Below are 17490 nucleotides of genomic sequence, written 5' to 3'. Positions count from 1 at the left end.
CGCCTCAGCTCTGCGACGCGGCTTTGGGAAGAATGTCGTTGGCCACCATCTCGCCGAACGGGCTGACGTAACCGGCGCTTTTCGGCAGCTCCGGACGCTCGATGTCGAGGTGCGGGAACAGCAGTTCAGCGACGCGATACGACTCTTCGAGGTGTGGATAACCGGAGAAGATGAACGTATCGATGCCCAGATCCGCGTATTCCTTCACACGGGCGGCCACGGTCGGGCCATCGCCGACCAGCGCCGTACCCGCACCGCCCCGCACCAGACCGACGCCGGCCCACAGGTTCGGGCTGACTTCGAGGTTGTCGCGACTGCCGCCGTGCAGCGCGGCCATGCGTTGCTGACCAACCGAATCAAAGCGCGCCAGTGACGCCTGCGCACGCTTGATGGTGTCGTCGTCCAGATGCGAGATCAGCCGGTCGGCTGCTTGCCAGGCTTCGGCGTTGGTTTCGCGCACAATCACATGCAGACGAATGCCGAAACGCACAGTACGTCCGAGTCTGGCGGCTTTGGCGCGCACCTGCTCGATCTTCTCGGCGACTGCCGCTGGCGGCTCGCCCCAGGTCAGGACCATCTCGACCTGTTCGGCAGCGAGATCCTGCGCCGCTTCCGAGGAGCCACCGAAGTACAGCGGTGGGCGCGGTTGCTGGATCGGCGGATAGAGCAGTTTGGCGCCCTTCACGCTGATGTGTTCGCCGTCGTAATCGACGGTTTCGCCTTCCAGCACCCGACGCCAGATGCGGGTGAATTCCACCGAAGCCTGATAACGCGCTTCGTGATCGAGGAACAGACCATCACCGGCCAACTCTTCCGGGTCGCCACCGGTCACCAGGTTGAACAGCGCGCGACCGCCGGACAGACGATCCAGGGTCGCTGCCTGCCGCGCGGCCACCGTCGGGGAAATGATCCCGGGGCGCAGGGCGACAAGGAATTTCAGACGCTGGGTCACCGGGATCAGCGACGCGGCCACCAGCCACGAGTCTTCGCACGAACGGCCGGTGGGAATCAGCACGCCGCCAAAACCCAGACGATCCGCCGCTTGCGCGACCTGTTGCAGATAACCGTGGTCAACGGCGCGGGCGCCTTCGGCGGTGCCAAGGTAATGGCCGTCGCCGTGGGTAGGCAGGAACCAGAAGATGTTGAGGCTCATGGAGTGGTCTCCTTGGGGATTCGATTTACTGGGCTTGGGTAACCGAGCTTTGGGCCACAGCGGCCGGTGGTGTCCAGATCACATCCTTGATGCTCAACGGCTTGGGAATCAGCTTGAGCTGGTAGAAGGTGTCGGCGATTTTCTGTTGCGCGGCGACCACGTCCGGGGTCAGAAACAACGCACCGTAGCCCTGGCGTTTCACCGAGGTCAGGGTGATATCCGCCGGCAGGCCGAGCAGTGGCGCGACCTGTCGGGTCACGTCTTCAGGATTGGCTTTGGACCACTCGCCCACGGCGCGCACTTCTTCGACGAGGGTCTTGATCACCTCGGGATTTTTCTGCGCGTAAGGTTTGGTCGCGAGGTAGAACTGATGGTTGTCGACGATGCCTTTGCCGTCACGCAGGGTGTGCGCTTGCAGCTGTTGCTCGGCAGCAGCCTGGTACGGATCCCAGATTACCCAGGCGTCGACGCTGCCGCGTTCGAACGCGGCGCGGGCATCGGCCGGCGGCAGGAATACGGTCTGGATATCGGAGTATTTGAGGCCGGCATCTTCAAGGGCGCGCACCAGCAGGTAGTGCACGTTGGAGCCTTTGTTCAGCGCGACTTTCTTGCCCTTCAGATCGGCGACCGATTTGATCGGCGAGTCTTTCGGTACGAGGATCGCTTCGCTGTTCGGCGCTGGCGGCTCGTAGGCGACATAGAGCAGGTCAGCACCGGCAGCCTGAGCGAATACCGGTGGGGTCTCGCCGGTAACACCGAAGTCGATCGAGCCGACGTTCAGGCCTTCGAGCAGTTGCGGGCCGCCGGGGAATTCAGTCCATTGCACGTCCACGCCTTGGGCGGCCAGACGCTTTTCCAGAGTGCCTTTGGCTTTGAGCAGCACCAGCGTGCCGTATTTTTGATAACCGATCCGTAGAGTCTCGGCCTGAGCTTGAGTAATGGCGCCGAAGGACACAGCCGCAGCAAACAGAGCGACCAGACCACGACGCAAAAATACAGTGCGCATAGCGCTCTCCTTTTTGCTGTTGGGTTTTGGCTGCACCTGCTTGGCCGTTAGCGGCTGAGTAAGGTGAGTGGAGCAAATTCGGGTAAGGCTTAAATGCTCCAGCGAGCACTCAACAAACGTTCATTCAACAGCCCCGGCTCCAGCGGTTTCGGCCGGCGGGCCATGGCACTGACAAACTGCTCCAGTGCTTCATGCAGACGCCGTTCCAGCGCTGGCGCCAGTTGCGCCTGGGCGCTGCCTTCGCCGTAAGCGATCTGGCTGTCCTCGGCGAAAATGCCCTGGAGCATTTCCTGGGCTTTCAATGCCGACAGCACTGGCTTGAGGGCGTAATCGACCACCAGCATGTGGGCGATGCTGCCGCCCGTGGCCATCGGCAGCACAATCTTGTGGTTCAGGGCGCGTTCCGGGAGCAGATCGAGCACGGTCTTCAGTGCGCCGGAAAACGACGCCTTGTACACCGGCGTGGCGATCAGCAGACCGTCGGCGTTTTCAATCTGCGCCAGCAGGTCGAGCACCTTCGGGCTGTCGAAGCGGGCGTGAAGCAAGTCTTCGGCCGGGAAGTCCCGCACCTGATAACTCACCACTTCCACCCCCTGCTCCTGCAACCAGCGTTGCGAGCGCTCCAGCAACACCCCGGAACGGGAGCGCTGGCTGGGACTGCCACCGAGTGAGACGACCAGCATTCAGACAATTCCTTGCGCGTTACAGGCGATTCGCGGGTTGCGATCTCGCTTCAATGGAGTGACCTTACCAGCTGATTTATATATCCATAAATCATATTTATTCATTTGGTTATGCATTTAAGAGATATGAGGTTTGCTTTGTTCCGGGCAAAAAAACAGGCCGTGAAAACGGCCTGAAATCCCCTGCTTTGTGGTTCTGAATTCTGTACTGCCCGGACTGACGCCTTCGCGAGCAGGCTCGCTCCCACAGGGAGACTGCATTTCAAATGTGGGAGCGAGCCTGCTCCGGGTGGCGTTCCGACGAAAGCGCCGGTAGTTACAAGAAATATCTCACTGGATTCACTTATTCGGCTGCGGCGTCAGGCGCAGGTATGGTTTCACCGCACGATAGCCTTTGGGGAAGCGCCGCTTGATCTCTTCCTCATCCTTGAGCGACGGCACGATCACCACCTCCTCACCGTCCTGCCAGTTGGCCGGGGTGGCCACCTTGTAGTTGTCGGTAAGCTGCAGCGAATCGATCACCCGCAGGATCTCGTGGAAGTTGCGTCCGGTGCTCGCCGGGTAGGTGATGGTCAGGCGGATCTTCTTGTTCGGATCGATGACGAACAGCGAACGCACGGTCAGCGTGTCGTTGGCGTTCGGGTGGATCAGATCATAGAGATCGGACACCTTGCGATCGGCATCGGCCAGGATCGGGAAGTTGACGATGGTGTTCTGGGTTTCGTTGATGTCTTCGATCCACTTGTGGTGCGAGTCCACCGGGTCCACCGACAGCGCAATGGCTTTGACGCCGCGCTTGCTGAACTCATCCTTGAGCTTGGCGGTGAAGCCCAGCTCGGTGGTGCACACCGGGGTGAAGTCGGCCGGGTGGGAGAACAGCACACCCCAGCTATCGCCCAGCCACTCGTGGAAACGAATCTTGCCGGCGCTGGAATCCTGTTCGAAATCGGGGGCGATGTCGCCGAGTCTGAGGCTCATGGTGCTGCTCCTGATGAGTTGTTGGAGAACTCAACTGTAGCTTGGGATTTGCCATCATGAAAAAGAATAAATAACTAGATATCTAGCACTTAAAGGAATATTAAACATCGTTCACTGGACGCTCGCCGCCATCGCGACGAACATCGACCCCAAGGTTCGAGAAGGCCTTGAGTAGCTGCAAAAGAGGGAAATTTCGGGACAGGCTTACGGGGGTGAGCCTGACCCGAAAATGCAAAAGCCCCGTCCGGCGCAATGCCGGACGGGGCTTTTTTACATCAGCCGCTTGAGCGCGCTATTACAGCAGCGGGATCGAGTAGCTGACGATCAGGCGGTTTTCGTCCTGGGAACGGGTGTTCGCCAGGTCGGTACGCCACATCGCGTTTTTCCAGGCAACGCCGAGGTTCTTCAGCGGACCTTCCGGAATCACGTAACCGATGGTCAGGTCACGTTCCCACTCGGTTTTTTCGCCCAGCGGAGTGTCGATGTTGTTGCCACGCAGGTAGATCACGTTGGCGGTCAGGCCAGGAACGCCGATCTTGGCGAAATCGTAGCCGTAGCGAGCCTGCCAGGTACGCTCGCCAGCACGGGCGAACTTCTGGATCTGCATGTCGGTGATGGTGCTGTTCGACGAGCCGTCACCCTGGTTCAGCCAAGGGAAGTCGCTGTCGCCTTTGGTGTACTGGTAACCGGCACCGAAGGTGTGACCTTCAACCGAGTACAGGGCCAGGTAGCTGTACAGATCGTTGTCGACTTTGCCCTTGACGGTTTTGCCACCGTAGTAACCGCTGGTGTAGTAGGCAGCGGTATCGCCGTTGGCACCGTTGTCGCGGCTGCGGTAGTAACGCAGGTCGCTTTTCAGTACGCCCGGGCCGATTGCCCAGTTGTGTACCAGACCCAGGAAGTTCTGCGAGTAGAAGTCTTTCAGCTCACCGTAGTAGTACGAAGCGGTCAGGTCTTTGGTGACCTTGTAGTCCGCACCACCGTAGTAGAACTTGTTGCTGAACACGCCTTTGTCATAGTTCGAACCAGCGTTCGCACCGGCAATCGACATGTTCTCGTTGTTGCTGGAGTTACGACCTTTCACGGCCTCGACCTGACCGGCAGTCAGGGTCAGATCCTTGAACTCGTTCGAGGTGATCGCTTCACCCTGGAAAGTTTGCGGCAGCAGACGGCCGTCGTTGTACTTGATGACCGGGTTGTTCGGCATCAGGGTACCGACTTTCAGTTCGGTCTGAGAGATCTTGACCTTGCCGGTCACGCCCAGGCTGGCGAAGTCATGCACGGCACGGTTGCCATCGCTTGGGAACACGGTGCCGCCCGACGCGGTACCGGCGGAGTTGCCACTGGTGGCCGGGCTGGAATCCAGACGCACGCCGTACAGGCCGATCGCGTCAACACCGAACTGCACGGTGCCTTGGGTGTAGCCGGAGATGAAACGCAGATCGAAGCCTTGGCCCCACTCTTCGTTCTTGTTCGCACCAGCGCCATCACGGTTGTCGGTGTTGATGTAGAAGTTACGCAGCCCCAAAGTGGCCTTGCTGTCTTCGATGAAACCGGCGGCGCCTGCCTGCTGCGCCAAAACCCCTACGGCCACAGCCAGGGCCAAGGTGGACTTGTTCATGTAAAGCTCCTCTCGTTTCTAATTCTTGTGTTCCTGGCCCGGGGTCTGATGCCCTGGATCCTAAGATGCGCGATTAGCGCCAGACCGTGACTGACAAGTCAATCGTAACCTTGTGTGTCTACGACCAAGGTCTAATCGCAGTGATTTGGTCCGTGCAGAGTAAAGATTTCCTGATAAACCCAAAAAGAATTTATTCATTCTTTTTCATATCATTTCGAAATATGGCCAGTATCGTGCCACCTCCGCCGGGAAACAGCGTATCGGCGACTAAGCTCATTCCTAAATGGTATTTGTTAGCCTTTTTTTATATCGATTAGCTTTGGCGCAACCCCGATTCGTCAAACCCTATCGAAAAGGCGACGCCATGATGGCCAAACGCGCACTATCTAGTCAATTTGTTACAGTTTGTGTATCAGCGCTGATTTCTTTTTCCGCCCATGCCGCCAACCTTACCGTTGGCTATCAAACCGGTATCGACCCGAGCAAAGTCCCTCAGGCCGACGGCGTCTACGAGAAGACCATCGGCGAGAAAATCGACTGGCGTCGCTTCAATAGCGGCCCGGAAGTTGTGACAGCCCTTGCATCGGGCGACGTACAGATCGGCAACCTTGGCTCCAGCCCTCTGGCAGCGGCCGCTTCTCGCAATCTGCCGATCGTCGCTTTCATTGTTTCAGCGCAGATCAACGCCGCCGAGGCGCTGGTGGTGCGCAATGGCAGCGGGATCAATACCCCGCAGGACCTGGTCGGCAAGACCATCGCCACGCCTTTCGTTTCCACCTCCCACTACAGCTTGCTCGGCGCACTCAAGCACTGGGGCCTGGACACCTCGAAAGTCAAAGTGGTGAACCTGCAGCCCGCAGAAATCGCAGCGGCATGGAAGCGTGGGGATATAGATGGCGCGTTTGTCTGGTCGCCGGCGCTGGGGGAAATCCGCAAGACCGGCAAGACCCTGACCGATGCCGCACAAGTCGGCCAATGGGGCGCACCGACCTTCGAAGTCTGGGTCGCGCGCAAGGACTACGCCGAGAAGCATCCTGAGGTGGTGGCCAAGTTTGCCAAGGTCACTCTAGACGCATTTGCCGATTACGCCAGCCATAAAGACAGCTGGACGGCGGACTCGGCGCCGGTGCAGAAAATCGCCAAATTGACCGGTGCCAATGCGGCCGACGTGCCGGAGCTGCTGGCCGGTTCGGCCTTCTCGGATGCCAAGGCGCAGCAAACCACCGCACTGCTGGATGGCGGCACGGCCAAGGCGATAGGTGAGACGGCGAAGTTTTTGAAGGAACAGGGCAAGGTCGAGACGGTGCTGCCGGATTATTCGCCGTACGTCAGCGCGAAGTTTGTAACCGAAAACAATTGAATAGGTGGTGAGGGGATTCATCCCCGATGGACTGCGCAGCAGTCCCCTGCTTTTGGTGAAGCGGGGGCCGCTACGCGGCCCATCGGGGATGAATCCCCTCGCCACAAAAGTCCCGCGCTAATCTTCAGAGAGTCTTTTCGAAGATCTTCGAGTTCCGCTGATAGTTGTACAGCGACGCCCGCGCCGCCGGCAGGCGCTCGACGCTGCTAGGCTCGAAGCCACGTTCACGGAACCAGTGCGCGGTGCGGGTGGTGAGGACGAACAGGGTTTTCAACCCTTGCGCCCGGGCACGGGTCTCGATGCGCTCCAACAGTTCATCGCCGCGACCGCCATGGCGGTACTCCGGATTCACCGCCAGGCACGCCAGCTCACCGGCGTCCGAATCGGCAATCTGGTACAGCGCCGCACAAGCAATGATCATCCCTTCACGCTCAACCACACTGAACTGCTCGATTTCGCGCTCCAGCACTTCGCGCGAGCGACGCACCAGAATCCCCTGCTCTTCCAGCGGGCTGATCAGGTCAAGCAAACCGCCGACGTCTTCAATCGCCGCCTCGCGCACCAGTTCGAATTGCTCCTGAGCGACCAGCGTACCGCCACCATCGCGGGTGAACAGTTCGGTCAGCAGTGCACCGTCCTCGGCATAGCTGACGATATGGCTGCGCGCGACGCCGCCACGGCAGGCCTCGGCGGCGGCATCCAGCAGTTCGGCCTGATAATTGTTGCCCAGACGCGCCAGATGCGCAGGCACCTGTTGTGGCCGCAGTTCGCGCACCAGTTTGCCGTTTTCGTCGATCAGACCGAGGTCAGCGCCGAACAGCAACAGTTTGTCGGCACCGAGGTCGATGGCGGCGCGGGTGGCGACGTCTTCGCAGGCGAGGTTGAAGATTTCCCCGGTCGGCGAGTAGCCCAGCGGCGACAGCAGCACGATCGAGCGCTCGTCGAGCAGGCGATTAATGCCTTTACGGTCGACCCGGCGCACTTCGCCGGTGTGGTGATAGTCGACGCCTTCGAGCACGCCGATCGGCCGCGCCGTGACCAGGTTGCCGCTGGCCACCCGCAGACGCGAGCCTTGCATCGGCGACGAGGCCATGTCCATCGACAGCCGCGCTTCAATGGCGATGCGCAACTGACCGACTGCATCGATCACGCATTCCAGGGTCGCTGCATCGGTGATGCGCATGCCGTGGTGGTAGTGGGGGGTCAGGCCGCGAGCGGCGAGGCGGGTTTCAATCTGCGGACGCGAACCGTGGACCAGCACCAGACGCACGCCGAGGCTGTGCAACAGCACCAGGTCGTGGACGATGTTGCCGAAGTTCGGATGCTCCACGCCGTCGCCGGGCAGCATGACGACGAACGTACAGTCGCGGTGGGCATTGATGTAAGGGGACGCGTGACGAAGCCAATTGACGTATTCGGGCATGAACCTGGGCCTGTAATAAATAGCAGCCGGAAAAAAGGGCGAAACGGAAAACGCACAGCGGGCTGATGGTTATCGTCGGAACAGGCTTGGCGACACGCGCGCTCTCCTCATGAATACGGGTTCGATTCCCATTAATTTAACGACTTTCCCTGTAGGAGCTGCCGCAGGCTGCGATCTTTTGACTTTGTTTTTAAAAGACAAGATCAAAAGATCGCAGCCTTCGGCAGCTCCTACAAGGGATGTGTTCAATTCTTCAGGCAGTAATGTTCAATCAACTGCCGCAATAGGTGCACGGTAGGCTGCAAACGTGACATTTCGAGGTATTCGCCGGGCTGGTGGGCACAGGCGATGTCGCCGGGGCCGAGCACGATGGTTTCGCAGCCAAGGCGCTGAAGATAAGGCGCTTCGGTGCCAAACGCTACTGCTTCGGCACGGTGGCCGGTGAGCTTTTCGGCGATGCGCACCAATTCGGCGTCTTCGGCCTGTTCGAACGGCGGCACTTCCGGGAACAATGGTTTGTAATCGATCTTCACCTGATGCCGCTCGGCCACCGGATTGAGCTTGCGCAGGATTTCCGCGCGCAGGACTTTCGGGTCCATGCCCGGCAGCGGGCGCAGGTCGAACTCCAGCGAACACTGGCCACAGATGCGGTTGGGGTTATCTCCGCCATGAATACAGCCGAAGTTCATCGTCGGTTGCGGCACGCTGAACTGCGGATTGTTGAATTCACGCTGCCACAGCAGGCGCAAACCGCGCAGTTCGCCGATGGCATCGTGCATCGCTTCGAGGGCACTGTGCCCCAGACGCGGATCCGACGAATGGCCGCTCTGCCCGAGGATATCGATGCGCTCCATCATGATGCCCTTGTGCATGCGAATCGGCTTGAGCCCGGTCGGCTCGCCGATCACCGCCGCACGGCCCAGCGGCTTGCCGGCCTCGGCCAGCGCGCGAGCACCGGACATCGAGCTTTCCTCATCACAGGTGGCGAGAATCAGCAGCGGTTGCTTGAACGGTTGATCGAGCAGCGGCTGCACGGCCTCGATGATCAGCGCGAAAAAGCCCTTCATGTCGCAACTGCCCAGCCCGACCCAGCGGCCGTCAACTTCGGTAAGCTTCAGCGGATCGGTCTGCCACAGCGCATCGTCATAAGGCACGGTATCGCTGTGCCCGGCCAGCACCAGACCGCCGGGGCCGCTGCCGTAACTGGCGAGCAGATTGAATTTGCCGGGGCTGACCTGCTGGATATCGCAGCTGAAGCCCAGATCACCCAGCCAGCCGGCGAGCAAATCGATCACCGCCCGGTTGGACTGATCCAGGCCCGGTTGGGTGCAACTGACCGACGGTGCGGCGATCAGTGCAGCGAACTGGTCTTGCATGGACGGCAAAGGCATCGCTGACTCCAACTCCCGATTTGAAGTCCATCATAGAGCCATCCGGCGCTCGGAATAAACCGCCGCAGGGCGTAGGAAGTTTGAGTCCTGTACACTGCACGGCCTTGGCAGCCACACATTCCCCCGGCTGCGCTCCCGATCCTGGATTTTCCGGCCATGCAGAAAGAAACCGAAATCAAACTCCGCGTCAGCCGCGAAACCCTCGCTGCCCTGCGCGAGCACCCGCTACTGAAAAAACGCAACAAAAATGGCTGGGAACGCCGTGAGTTGATGAACCAGTACTTCGACACCCCCGAGCGCGATCTGGCTCAGGCCAAAGTCGCCCTGCGCCTGCGCAAGGACGGTGACGAAGTGATTCAGACCCTCAAGACCCGCGGCCAGAGCGTGGCCGGTCTGTCCGAGCGTAATGAGTACGACTGGAAATTGCCCAAAGCCAAGCTCGACGTGAAGAAACTCGACGGCGAATGCTGGCCCGAGTCGCTGGCCGAGCTGGACAAGAAAACCCTGAAACCGATCTTCACCACCGATTTCGTCCGCGAGCGTGCGGAAATCGCCTGGGGCCGCGGCAAGGCCAAAGTGGTCATCGAAGCTGCGCTGGACCTCGGTCACGTGGTGGTCGGCAAACAGAAAGAAGAAATCTGCGAGCTGGAACTGGAGCTGCGCGAAGGCGAGCCGGCCGCACTGCTGGAACTGGCCGCCGAACTGGCCGAAACCCTGGCCCTGATGCCGTGCGACATCAGCAAGGCCGAACGCGGCTACCGTCTGTACGACGCCAACAGCTACTCGCTGAGCCTGCCCGCGCCGCAACTGACCCCGGAAACCCCACTCGACGACGCCTTCGCCGCACTGGCCTGGCACTTGCTCGGCAGCAGCCAGCGTCTGGCCGAACAATATCGTTTCAATGGCCACTGGCGCCTGCTGCAGGACTGGGTCGAGAACCTCGCCGAAATGCGCGCCCTGCTCAGCAGCCTCGGCCAGGCGGCACCGCGTCCGGCCACTCACGACCTGCGCGTGGCGCTGGACGCATTGCTCGAAGACTGGCGCCCGCTGGTGCAGGTCGGCATCGAAGACGAAGACGTACGCAAGGCGGCGCCGGAGCAATTCCTCGAAGAACTGGAAGATCCGCGCTGGGGCCTGTTCTCGCTGACCGCATCACGCTGGCTGCTGGCCCGCGCCTGGACCGCCGAGCGCAACACCCGCGGCAACCGCCAGGGCGCCGCGCAACTGCACAGCTGGCTGCCGCGTCTGCTGGGCGAGGAAGCCACCTCCCTGCAATTGCAGCGCTATCAGCAGCAGCCGGAAGATCTGGCCGAGCAACTGCCGCGCATCGAACGCATCCAGGTCTGGCTGCACCACGCGCGCAACGTGCTGGAGATCCCGGAAATGGATCGCCTGTACGGCGAGCTGAACAAACTGGCGCAACTGGCCAATGAGCCGACCATCACTGACGAACTGCTCGATGCGCGCAAGCAGCAGGCGATTGCGGTTTATCAGAATCGTGCGTGGAAAATGCTGCTGCGCATGTGATGACTGTGTGGTGAGGGGATTCATCCCCGATGGACTGCGCAGCAGTCCCTGCTTTCGACTAAAGCGGGGCCGCTTCGCGACCCATCGGGGATAAATCCCCTCGCCACAGAGGCCATCAGCGCATGACCGGCAGGCTAGTGGTGGACTTGATCTCCGACAGCGCCACAATCGAATTGACCTCCTGAATCCCCGGCACCAGCGACAGTTTCTCGAAAAAGAACCGCTCATACGCCTCGATGTCCGCCGCGACAATCCGCAACAGAAAATCTACCGCGCCCATCAGCACGTAGCACTCCAGAACCTCCGGAAAACCGCGAATCGCCTCGGTGAATTCGGTGAAGTTCGACCGCCCGTGGGCGTTGAGTTTGATCTCGGCGAAGATCTGCGTGTTCAGGCCGATCTTCTTGCGATCAAGCAAGGTCACCTGGCCGCGAATGATGCCCTCCTCCTTCATCCGCTGAATGCGCCGCCAGCACGGTGACTGCGACAGGCCCACCTGCTCGGCGATCTGAGCGCTGGACAAGGAAGCGTCCTCTTGCAGCAGGGCGAGAATCCTGCGGTCGTAGCTGTCCAGCTCGCTGTGCATAGAAAAACCTCAAATATGAATTCATGCGAATCAAACCGGTCGATCATTCGCCAATAACATCGATCTTAGCCAAGAAATGCCCGGCACCGAATGTAAAAATTTCTCTAGTGTTTTTTTGGAGACTCGCCATGCCGCACCTCGAAGCCGTGAATACCGCTCCAACCCGGGCCGATGTCTGGAACGTCAACAACAGCCATTGCCTGGCGCAGTATCAGATCCTCGCCGAAGCCGAGCCGGATCTGCTGGTGCGGGTGCTGAACCTGTTCGCGCTGCAGTTCCTCACGCCTGAACAGGTCAATGTGCAGCGGATGGACGACTTGATGTCGATCGACATCGTCATGGGCGGTTTCAGTTGGCATCGTGCCCAAGTAATTGCGGAAAAACTTCGTAACCTGATCAGCGTCTGCTCGGTCAACCTGCAAAACGCCGACGCGGCGTGGGATACGCCCGCGCAAGCGGTTGGCTGAAAAATCCGGCAACGGCTTTGTCGGGTAGTGGCCCAACGGTCTGCGGGGCCACGACTATCCTTTGCGAACTGTCGTTCAAAAGGAGCCCGCATGTCCGTTCAACTCGCCACTCAGGACCGCTGGCTGGATCTCAACGATGTGTTGCGTGAATTGGTCGCCCAAGGCTTCATCAGCCAGGATTCGGCGGAGCAGGCGCTCAATGCCCGACGCCGCCACGCGACCCACGGCCAGCAGCACCCGCTGGAGTTCATTGCCAGCCAGCAACTGGATGACCTCAGCCGTCCGGGTAAACATCTGGATCTGGAAAGCCTGACCCTGTGGCTGGCGCAGCAGGCCGGCCAACCGTACATGCGCATCGACCCGTTGAAGATCAACGTCGCCGCCATCACCCCGCTGATGTCCTACGCCTTTGCCCAGCGGCACAGGATTCTTGCGGTGGCGGTCGACCGCGACGCCGTGGTCGTTGCCAGCGCCCAGCCCTACGTCACCGGCTGGGAGGCTGACCTGACACACGTGCTGAAGCTGCCGATCAAACGGGTGGTCGCCAACCCGGTGGACATCCAGCGCTTCAGTGTCGAGTTCTTCCGCCTGGCCAAATCGGTCAGCGGCGCCAGCAATGCCGATCAGCAAAGCGGCAACCTCGGCAACTTCGAACAACTGCTCAACCTTGGCGCCAGCGATCAGGAGCCGGACGCCAACGATGCGCATATCGTCAACATCGTCGACTGGCTGTTCCAGTACGCCTTCCAGCAACGCGCCAGCGATATCCACATCGAACCGCGCCGCGAACAAGGCACCGTGCGCTTTCGTATCGACGGCGTGTTGCACAACGTCTATCAATTCCCGCCGCAGGTGACCATGGCGATCGTCAGCCGCCTGAAAAGCCTCGGGCGGATGAACGTCGCCGAGAAGCGCAAACCCCAGGACGGCCGGGTCAAAACCAAGACCCCGGACGGCGGCGAGGTGGAGCTGCGGCTCTCGACGCTGCCCACCGCGTTTGGCGAAAAAATGGTCATGCGGATTTTTGACCCGGAAGTGCTGCTCAAGGACTTCGATCAGTTGGGCTTTTCCGCCGATGACCTGCGCCGCTGGCAGGACATGACCCGCCAGCCCAACGGCATCATCCTGGTCACCGGGCCAACCGGTTCGGGCAAGACCACCACGCTCTACACCACGCTGAAGAAACTGGCGACGCCGGAGATCAACCTCTGCACCATCGAAGACCCGATCGAAATGGTCGAGCCGGCGTTCAATCAGATGCAGGTGCAGCACAACATCGAGCTGAGTTTCGCCGCTGGGGTGCGTGCGTTGATGCGACAGGACCCGGACATCATCATGATCGGCGAGATTCGCGACCTGGAAACCGCGGAAATGGCGATTCAGGCGGCACTCACCGGCCACCTGGTGCTGTCGACCCTGCACACCAACGATGCCCCCAGCGCTATCAGCCGGTTACTCGAACTCGGCGTGCCGCACTACCTGATCAAGGCCACGGTGCTCGGGGTCATGGCCCAGCGTCTGGTGCGTACCTTGTGCCCGCACTGCAAGGCGCCGCTGACGCTGGAAGAGGAGGACTGGCAGACCCTGACCCGCCCCTGGCAGGCGCCGCTGCCGGGCAATGCGCAACGGGCGATCGGCTGCCTGGAGTGCCGCGACACCGGTTATCGCGGGCGCGCCGGGGTTTACGAAATCATGCAACTGAGCGACAGCCTCAAAACCCTCATCACCCCGGACACCGACCTTACCGCCATCCGACGGCAAGCCTTCAAGGAAGGTATGCGCAGCCTGCGCCTTTCAGGTGCGCAGAAGGTCGCGGCAGGGCTGACCACCCTTGAAGAGGTGCTGCGGGTGACACCGCAGAGCGAGCAGAAATAGGCCGCTACGGAACCGGATCGGGGAATCGTTATCCAACGCCGTAGTTAACCCCCAGGAGTCACTCAATCATGCGTCTCAAACTTGCTGTCGCCACCCTTGCCTTGCTGTCCCTTCCCGTTGGTTCAGCGATGGCCGACAGCTTTTGGCGTAACGTCATTTCGTCCGGCGCCACCACCGGTTCGACCTACCTGACCTTCAAGGATCACAAGCTGATCGTTGCCGCGCAGGACGACGCCGGCAGCTTCGTCGCCAGCGATGGCGGCATCCGTGGGCCGTACCTGGAAGCAGCGATGCAGAAAGTCCGCGCCGACAATCCGGGCCTGCAGGCCACGGACATGGAACTGGCGAATGCGATTCTGGCGAAGAACGCAGTGGCCTCCGAGTAAGCCAGGCGCCAACAAAAATGCCGCTCGATCGAGCGGCATTTTTTTAAGCAAAAAGCAAAAGATCGCAGCCTTCGGCAGCTCCTACAGGGATCAGTGTAGGAGCTGCCGAAGGCTGCGATCTTTTGCTCTTCAGCGGTAATCGTCCACCGGGACGCAAGCACAAAACAGATTGCGATCCCCATAAACGTTATCCACCCGATTCACCGCCGGCCAATACTTGTGCGCCTTGGTGTGTGCATCCGGGGTGATGCCCTGCTCGATGCTGTAAGACCGCTCCCAGACTCCGGTGACATCGGCCAAGGTATGTGGAGCACGCTTGAGCGGGTTGTCTTCCGCCGGCCAGTTGCCGTTCTGCACTTCGGTGATTTCCGCACGGATGCTCAGCATGGCGCCGATAAACCGGTCCAGTTCGGCCTTGGATTCGCTCTCGGTCGGCTCGACCATCAACGTCCCCGGCACCGGGAATGACATGGTCGGCGCATGGAAACCGTAGTCCATCAGGCGCTTGGCGACGTCTTCTTCGCTGATCCCGGTCTGCGCCTTCAACGGCCGCAGATCAAGAATGCACTCATGGGCCACCCGCCCGTTGCGCCCGGTGTAGAGCACCGGGAATGCGCCGGATAAATGCTGCGCCAGATAGTTCGCGGCGAGGATCGCCACTTCGCTGGCATCCGCCAGTTGCGGCCCCATCATCGCGATGTACATCCAGCTGATCGGCAAAATACTCGCACTGCCCCACGGCGCCGCGCTGACTGCGCCGTTCTGCGGCAGCGGGCCGTCAATCGGCACGACCGGGTGATTGGCAACGAACGGCGCCAGATGCGCGCGAATACCGATCGGCCCCATGCCCGGCCCGCCACCGCCGTGGGGAATGCAGAAAGTCTTGTGCAGGTTCATGTGCGACACGTCGGCGCCGATGTCCGCCGGCCGCGCCAGCCCGACCTGCGCATTCAGATTGGCGCCGTCCATGTACACCTGCCCGCCATGCTTGTGGATAACTTCGCAGATTTCGCTGATGCCCTCCTCGTACACGCCGTGAGTCGACGGGTAGGTCGCCATCAGGCACGACAACTTGTCCCCCGCCGCGGCCGCCTTGGTTTTCAGGTCGTCCAGATCGACGTTGCCGGCCTCGTCGCACTCGACGATCACCACGCGCATCCCGGCCATCTGCGCCGAGGCCGGGTTGGTGCCGTGGGCCGAGGACGGGATCAGGCAGATATCCCGCGCGCCCTGATGCCGGCTCTCGTGATATTTGCGAATCGCCAGCAGCCCGGCGTACTCGCCCTGAGCCCCGGAGTTGGGCTGCATGCAGATCGAGTCGAACCCGGTGATCGCGCACAGCCAGCGCTCCAGTTCTTCGATCATCAAGGTGTAACCGACTGCCTGTTCCCGAGGCGCAAACGGGTGCAGGTTGGCAAACTGCGGCCAGGTGATGGGGATCATCTCGCTGGTGGCGTTGAGTTTCATGGTGCAGGAGCCCAGCGGGATCATCGACTGGTTAAGCGCCAGATCCTTGTTCTCCAGTTGCTTGAGGTAGCGCAGCATCTCGGTTTCGCTGTGATGCGCGTTGAACACCGGATGGCGCAAGTAAGGCGTCTTGCGCTGGAGGCTGTCGGGGATGCCTGAAACCAACGTTTCTGTATCGAGTTGCTCGACGTTCAAACCATGATCGGCGCCGAGCAGCACGTCGAACAGCTTCGCCACCGTGTTTTCATCGCACGTCTCGTCGAGGCTCAACCCCACTCGGCCACGGCCGAGAATCCGCAGGTTGATCTGCGCAGCCTTGGCGATGTCGATGATCGCGCTCTGCGCGCCGCCAACCTCCAGCGTGAGGGTGTCGAAAAACTGCCCGTTAACCCGCGCAATACCATGGCGCTCAAGGCCCGCCGCCAGGATGCAGGTCAAGCGGTGCACGCGCTGGGCGATGCGTTTCAAGCCTTGCGGCCCGTGATACACCGCGTAGCAACTGGCGATGTTGGCCAGCAGCACCTGCGCGGTGCAGATGTTCGAGTTGGCCTTCTCGCGGCGAATATGTTGCTCACGGGTTTGCAGGGCCATGCGCAACGCGACGTTACCGCGTGCGTCTTTCGACACGCCGATGATCCGCCCCGGAATCGCCCGTTTGTACTCCTCACGGCTGGCAAAAAACGCTGCGTGCGGGCCACCGTAGCCCATCGGTACGCCAAAGCGCTGGGACGAACCGAACACCACGTCCGCGCCCAGTTCACCCGGCGGCGTCAACAGCAACAGGCTCAGCAGATCGGTGGCGACACACGCTAACGCCTGCTGCGCGTGCAACTGATCGATGACCGGACGCAGATCACGGATCTCGCCATGAGTGTCGGGATACTGCAGCAACGCGCCGAATACCTGATGCTGGTTGAGGTTATCCACAGCGTCGATGATCAACTCGAAGCCGAAACCTTCGGCGCGGGTCTGCACCACGGAGATGGTTTGCGGATGACAGTTCTCATCGACGAAAAACAGATTGCTCTTCGACTTCGCCACACGCTTGGCCAGCGCCATGGCTTCTGCAGCGGCGGTGGCTTCGTCGAGTAACGAGGCGTTGGCCAGTTCAAGTCCGGTGAGGTCGATGGTCAGTTGCTGAAAATTCAGCAACGCTTCGAGACGGCCCTGGGCGATCTCCGGTTGATACGGGGTGTAGGCGGTGTACCAACCGGGATTTTCCAGCACATTGCGCAGGATGACCGTCGGCGTGAGCGTGCCGTGGTAGCCCATGCCGATCAGGCTGGTCCAGACCTGATTCTGCTCGGCGTAACCGCGCAGCTTGGCCAGCGCCGCTTGCTCATCAAGGGCCGGCGGCAAGTCCAGCGCCCGGTTCAGGCGAATGCCCGGCGGCACCGTCTGCTCGATCAGTTCAACCCGGCTGCCCAGACCGAGGCTGTCGAGCATCGCCTGTTGCTCGGCAACGTCGGGGCCCAAATGGCGGCGCAGGAAGGCTTCGGGGTCGCGTAACTGGCTCAAGGATGGCAACTGGGACATGACGGGCTCTCTCTTGGCTGCTCGGCGTCAA

14 protein-coding genes are annotated in these 17490 nt (G+C 60.7%); 5 read left to right on the top strand and 9 right to left on the bottom strand.

Translation table 11 applies throughout. The features are described 5' to 3' along the window. Positions 1-4: 4 nt before the first annotated feature. The 5 genes from ssuD to AB1J88_RS22145 form a co-directional block, all read right to left on the bottom strand. A complete protein-coding gene (gene ssuD / locus AB1J88_RS22165; protein ID WP_041072113.1) occupies positions 5-1153 on the bottom strand; it encodes an FMNH2-dependent alkanesulfonate monooxygenase in 1149 nt (382 codons plus the stop codon). 25 nt (positions 1154-1178) lie between these two features. Next, entirely contained in the window at positions 1179-2159 is a 981-nt protein-coding gene (locus AB1J88_RS22160) for a sulfonate ABC transporter substrate-binding protein (protein ID WP_430291982.1), read from the bottom strand. A gap of 89 nt (positions 2160-2248) precedes the next feature. Then, entirely contained in the window at positions 2249-2842 is a 594-nt protein-coding gene (gene ssuE, locus AB1J88_RS22155) for an NADPH-dependent FMN reductase (RefSeq protein WP_430291981.1), read from the bottom strand. A gap of 339 nt (positions 2843-3181) precedes the next feature. After that, complete coding sequence (locus AB1J88_RS22150; protein ID WP_041072107.1) at positions 3182-3820, bottom strand: peroxiredoxin; 639 nt, start codon at positions 3818-3820, stop codon at positions 3182-3184. Between the two features lie 295 nt (positions 3821-4115). After that, on the bottom strand, positions 4116-5441 hold the full coding sequence (locus AB1J88_RS22145; RefSeq protein WP_041072104.1) for an OprD family porin: 1326 nt from the start codon (positions 5439-5441) through the stop codon (positions 4116-4118). Positions 5442-5805: 364 nt separating this feature from the next. Here AB1J88_RS22145 and tauA point away from each other — a divergent pair, with 364 nt between their 5' ends. Beyond that, the gene (gene tauA, locus AB1J88_RS22140; protein WP_430291980.1) at positions 5806-6801 is read left to right on the top strand and encodes a taurine ABC transporter substrate-binding protein; all 996 of its coding nucleotides are present in this window, start codon (positions 5806-5808) and stop codon (positions 6799-6801) included. Between the two features lie 124 nt (positions 6802-6925). Here tauA and argA read toward each other — a convergent pair whose 3' ends face one another. Both argA and argE read right to left on the bottom strand, forming a co-directional pair. After that, complete coding sequence (gene argA, locus AB1J88_RS22135; protein ID WP_007967974.1) at positions 6926-8224, bottom strand: amino-acid N-acetyltransferase; 1299 nt, start codon at positions 8222-8224, stop codon at positions 6926-6928. A 245-nt stretch (positions 8225-8469) separates the two neighbouring features. After that, positions 8470-9615, bottom strand: a complete 1146-nt coding sequence (argE, locus tag AB1J88_RS22130; protein WP_041072182.1) for an acetylornithine deacetylase — start codon at positions 9613-9615, stop codon at positions 8470-8472. A gap of 156 nt (positions 9616-9771) precedes the next feature. Between argE and AB1J88_RS22125 the strand changes: the two genes are divergently transcribed. Next, positions 9772-11142: an inorganic triphosphatase gene (locus AB1J88_RS22125; RefSeq protein WP_430291978.1), complete on the top strand. Its 1371-nt coding sequence runs from the start codon at positions 9772-9774 to the stop codon at positions 11140-11142. Between the two features lie 115 nt (positions 11143-11257). Here AB1J88_RS22125 and AB1J88_RS22120 read toward each other — a convergent pair whose 3' ends face one another. After that, complete coding sequence (locus AB1J88_RS22120; RefSeq protein ID WP_025112016.1) at positions 11258-11728, bottom strand: Lrp/AsnC family transcriptional regulator; 471 nt, start codon at positions 11726-11728, stop codon at positions 11258-11260. A gap of 128 nt (positions 11729-11856) precedes the next feature. Between AB1J88_RS22120 and AB1J88_RS22115 the strand changes: the two genes are divergently transcribed. The 3 genes from AB1J88_RS22115 to AB1J88_RS22105 all read left to right on the top strand — a co-directional run bounded on the left by AB1J88_RS22115 (position 11857) and on the right by AB1J88_RS22105 (position 14456). After that, on the top strand, positions 11857-12195 hold the full coding sequence (locus AB1J88_RS22115) for a hypothetical protein (protein ID WP_108184141.1): 339 nt from the start codon (positions 11857-11859) through the stop codon (positions 12193-12195). A 90-nt stretch (positions 12196-12285) separates the two neighbouring features. Then, the gene (locus AB1J88_RS22110; protein WP_430291977.1) at positions 12286-14070 is read left to right on the top strand and encodes a GspE/PulE family protein; all 1785 of its coding nucleotides are present in this window, start codon (positions 12286-12288) and stop codon (positions 14068-14070) included. A gap of 65 nt (positions 14071-14135) precedes the next feature. Further along, positions 14136-14456 (top strand): DUF2388 domain-containing protein, encoded by a 321-nt coding sequence (locus AB1J88_RS22105; protein ID WP_169843014.1) that lies wholly within the window; start codon positions 14136-14138, stop codon positions 14454-14456. Positions 14457-14585: 129 nt separating this feature from the next. On the opposite strand, the gene gcvP is transcribed toward AB1J88_RS22105, so the two are convergent. Next, on the bottom strand, positions 14586-17459 hold the full coding sequence (gene gcvP / locus AB1J88_RS22100) for an aminomethyl-transferring glycine dehydrogenase (RefSeq protein ID WP_430291976.1): 2874 nt from the start codon (positions 17457-17459) through the stop codon (positions 14586-14588). Between the last annotated feature and the right edge of the window lie 31 nt (positions 17460-17490).

It is taken from the genome of Pseudomonas sp. S8 (assembly GCF_050473925.1).
GTDB classification, from domain to species: domain Bacteria; phylum Pseudomonadota; class Gammaproteobacteria; order Pseudomonadales; family Pseudomonadaceae; genus Aquipseudomonas; species Aquipseudomonas parakoreensis.
Note: the sequence above shows the minus strand (reverse complement) of the source record. Positions and strands in the feature narration are given on the sequence as shown.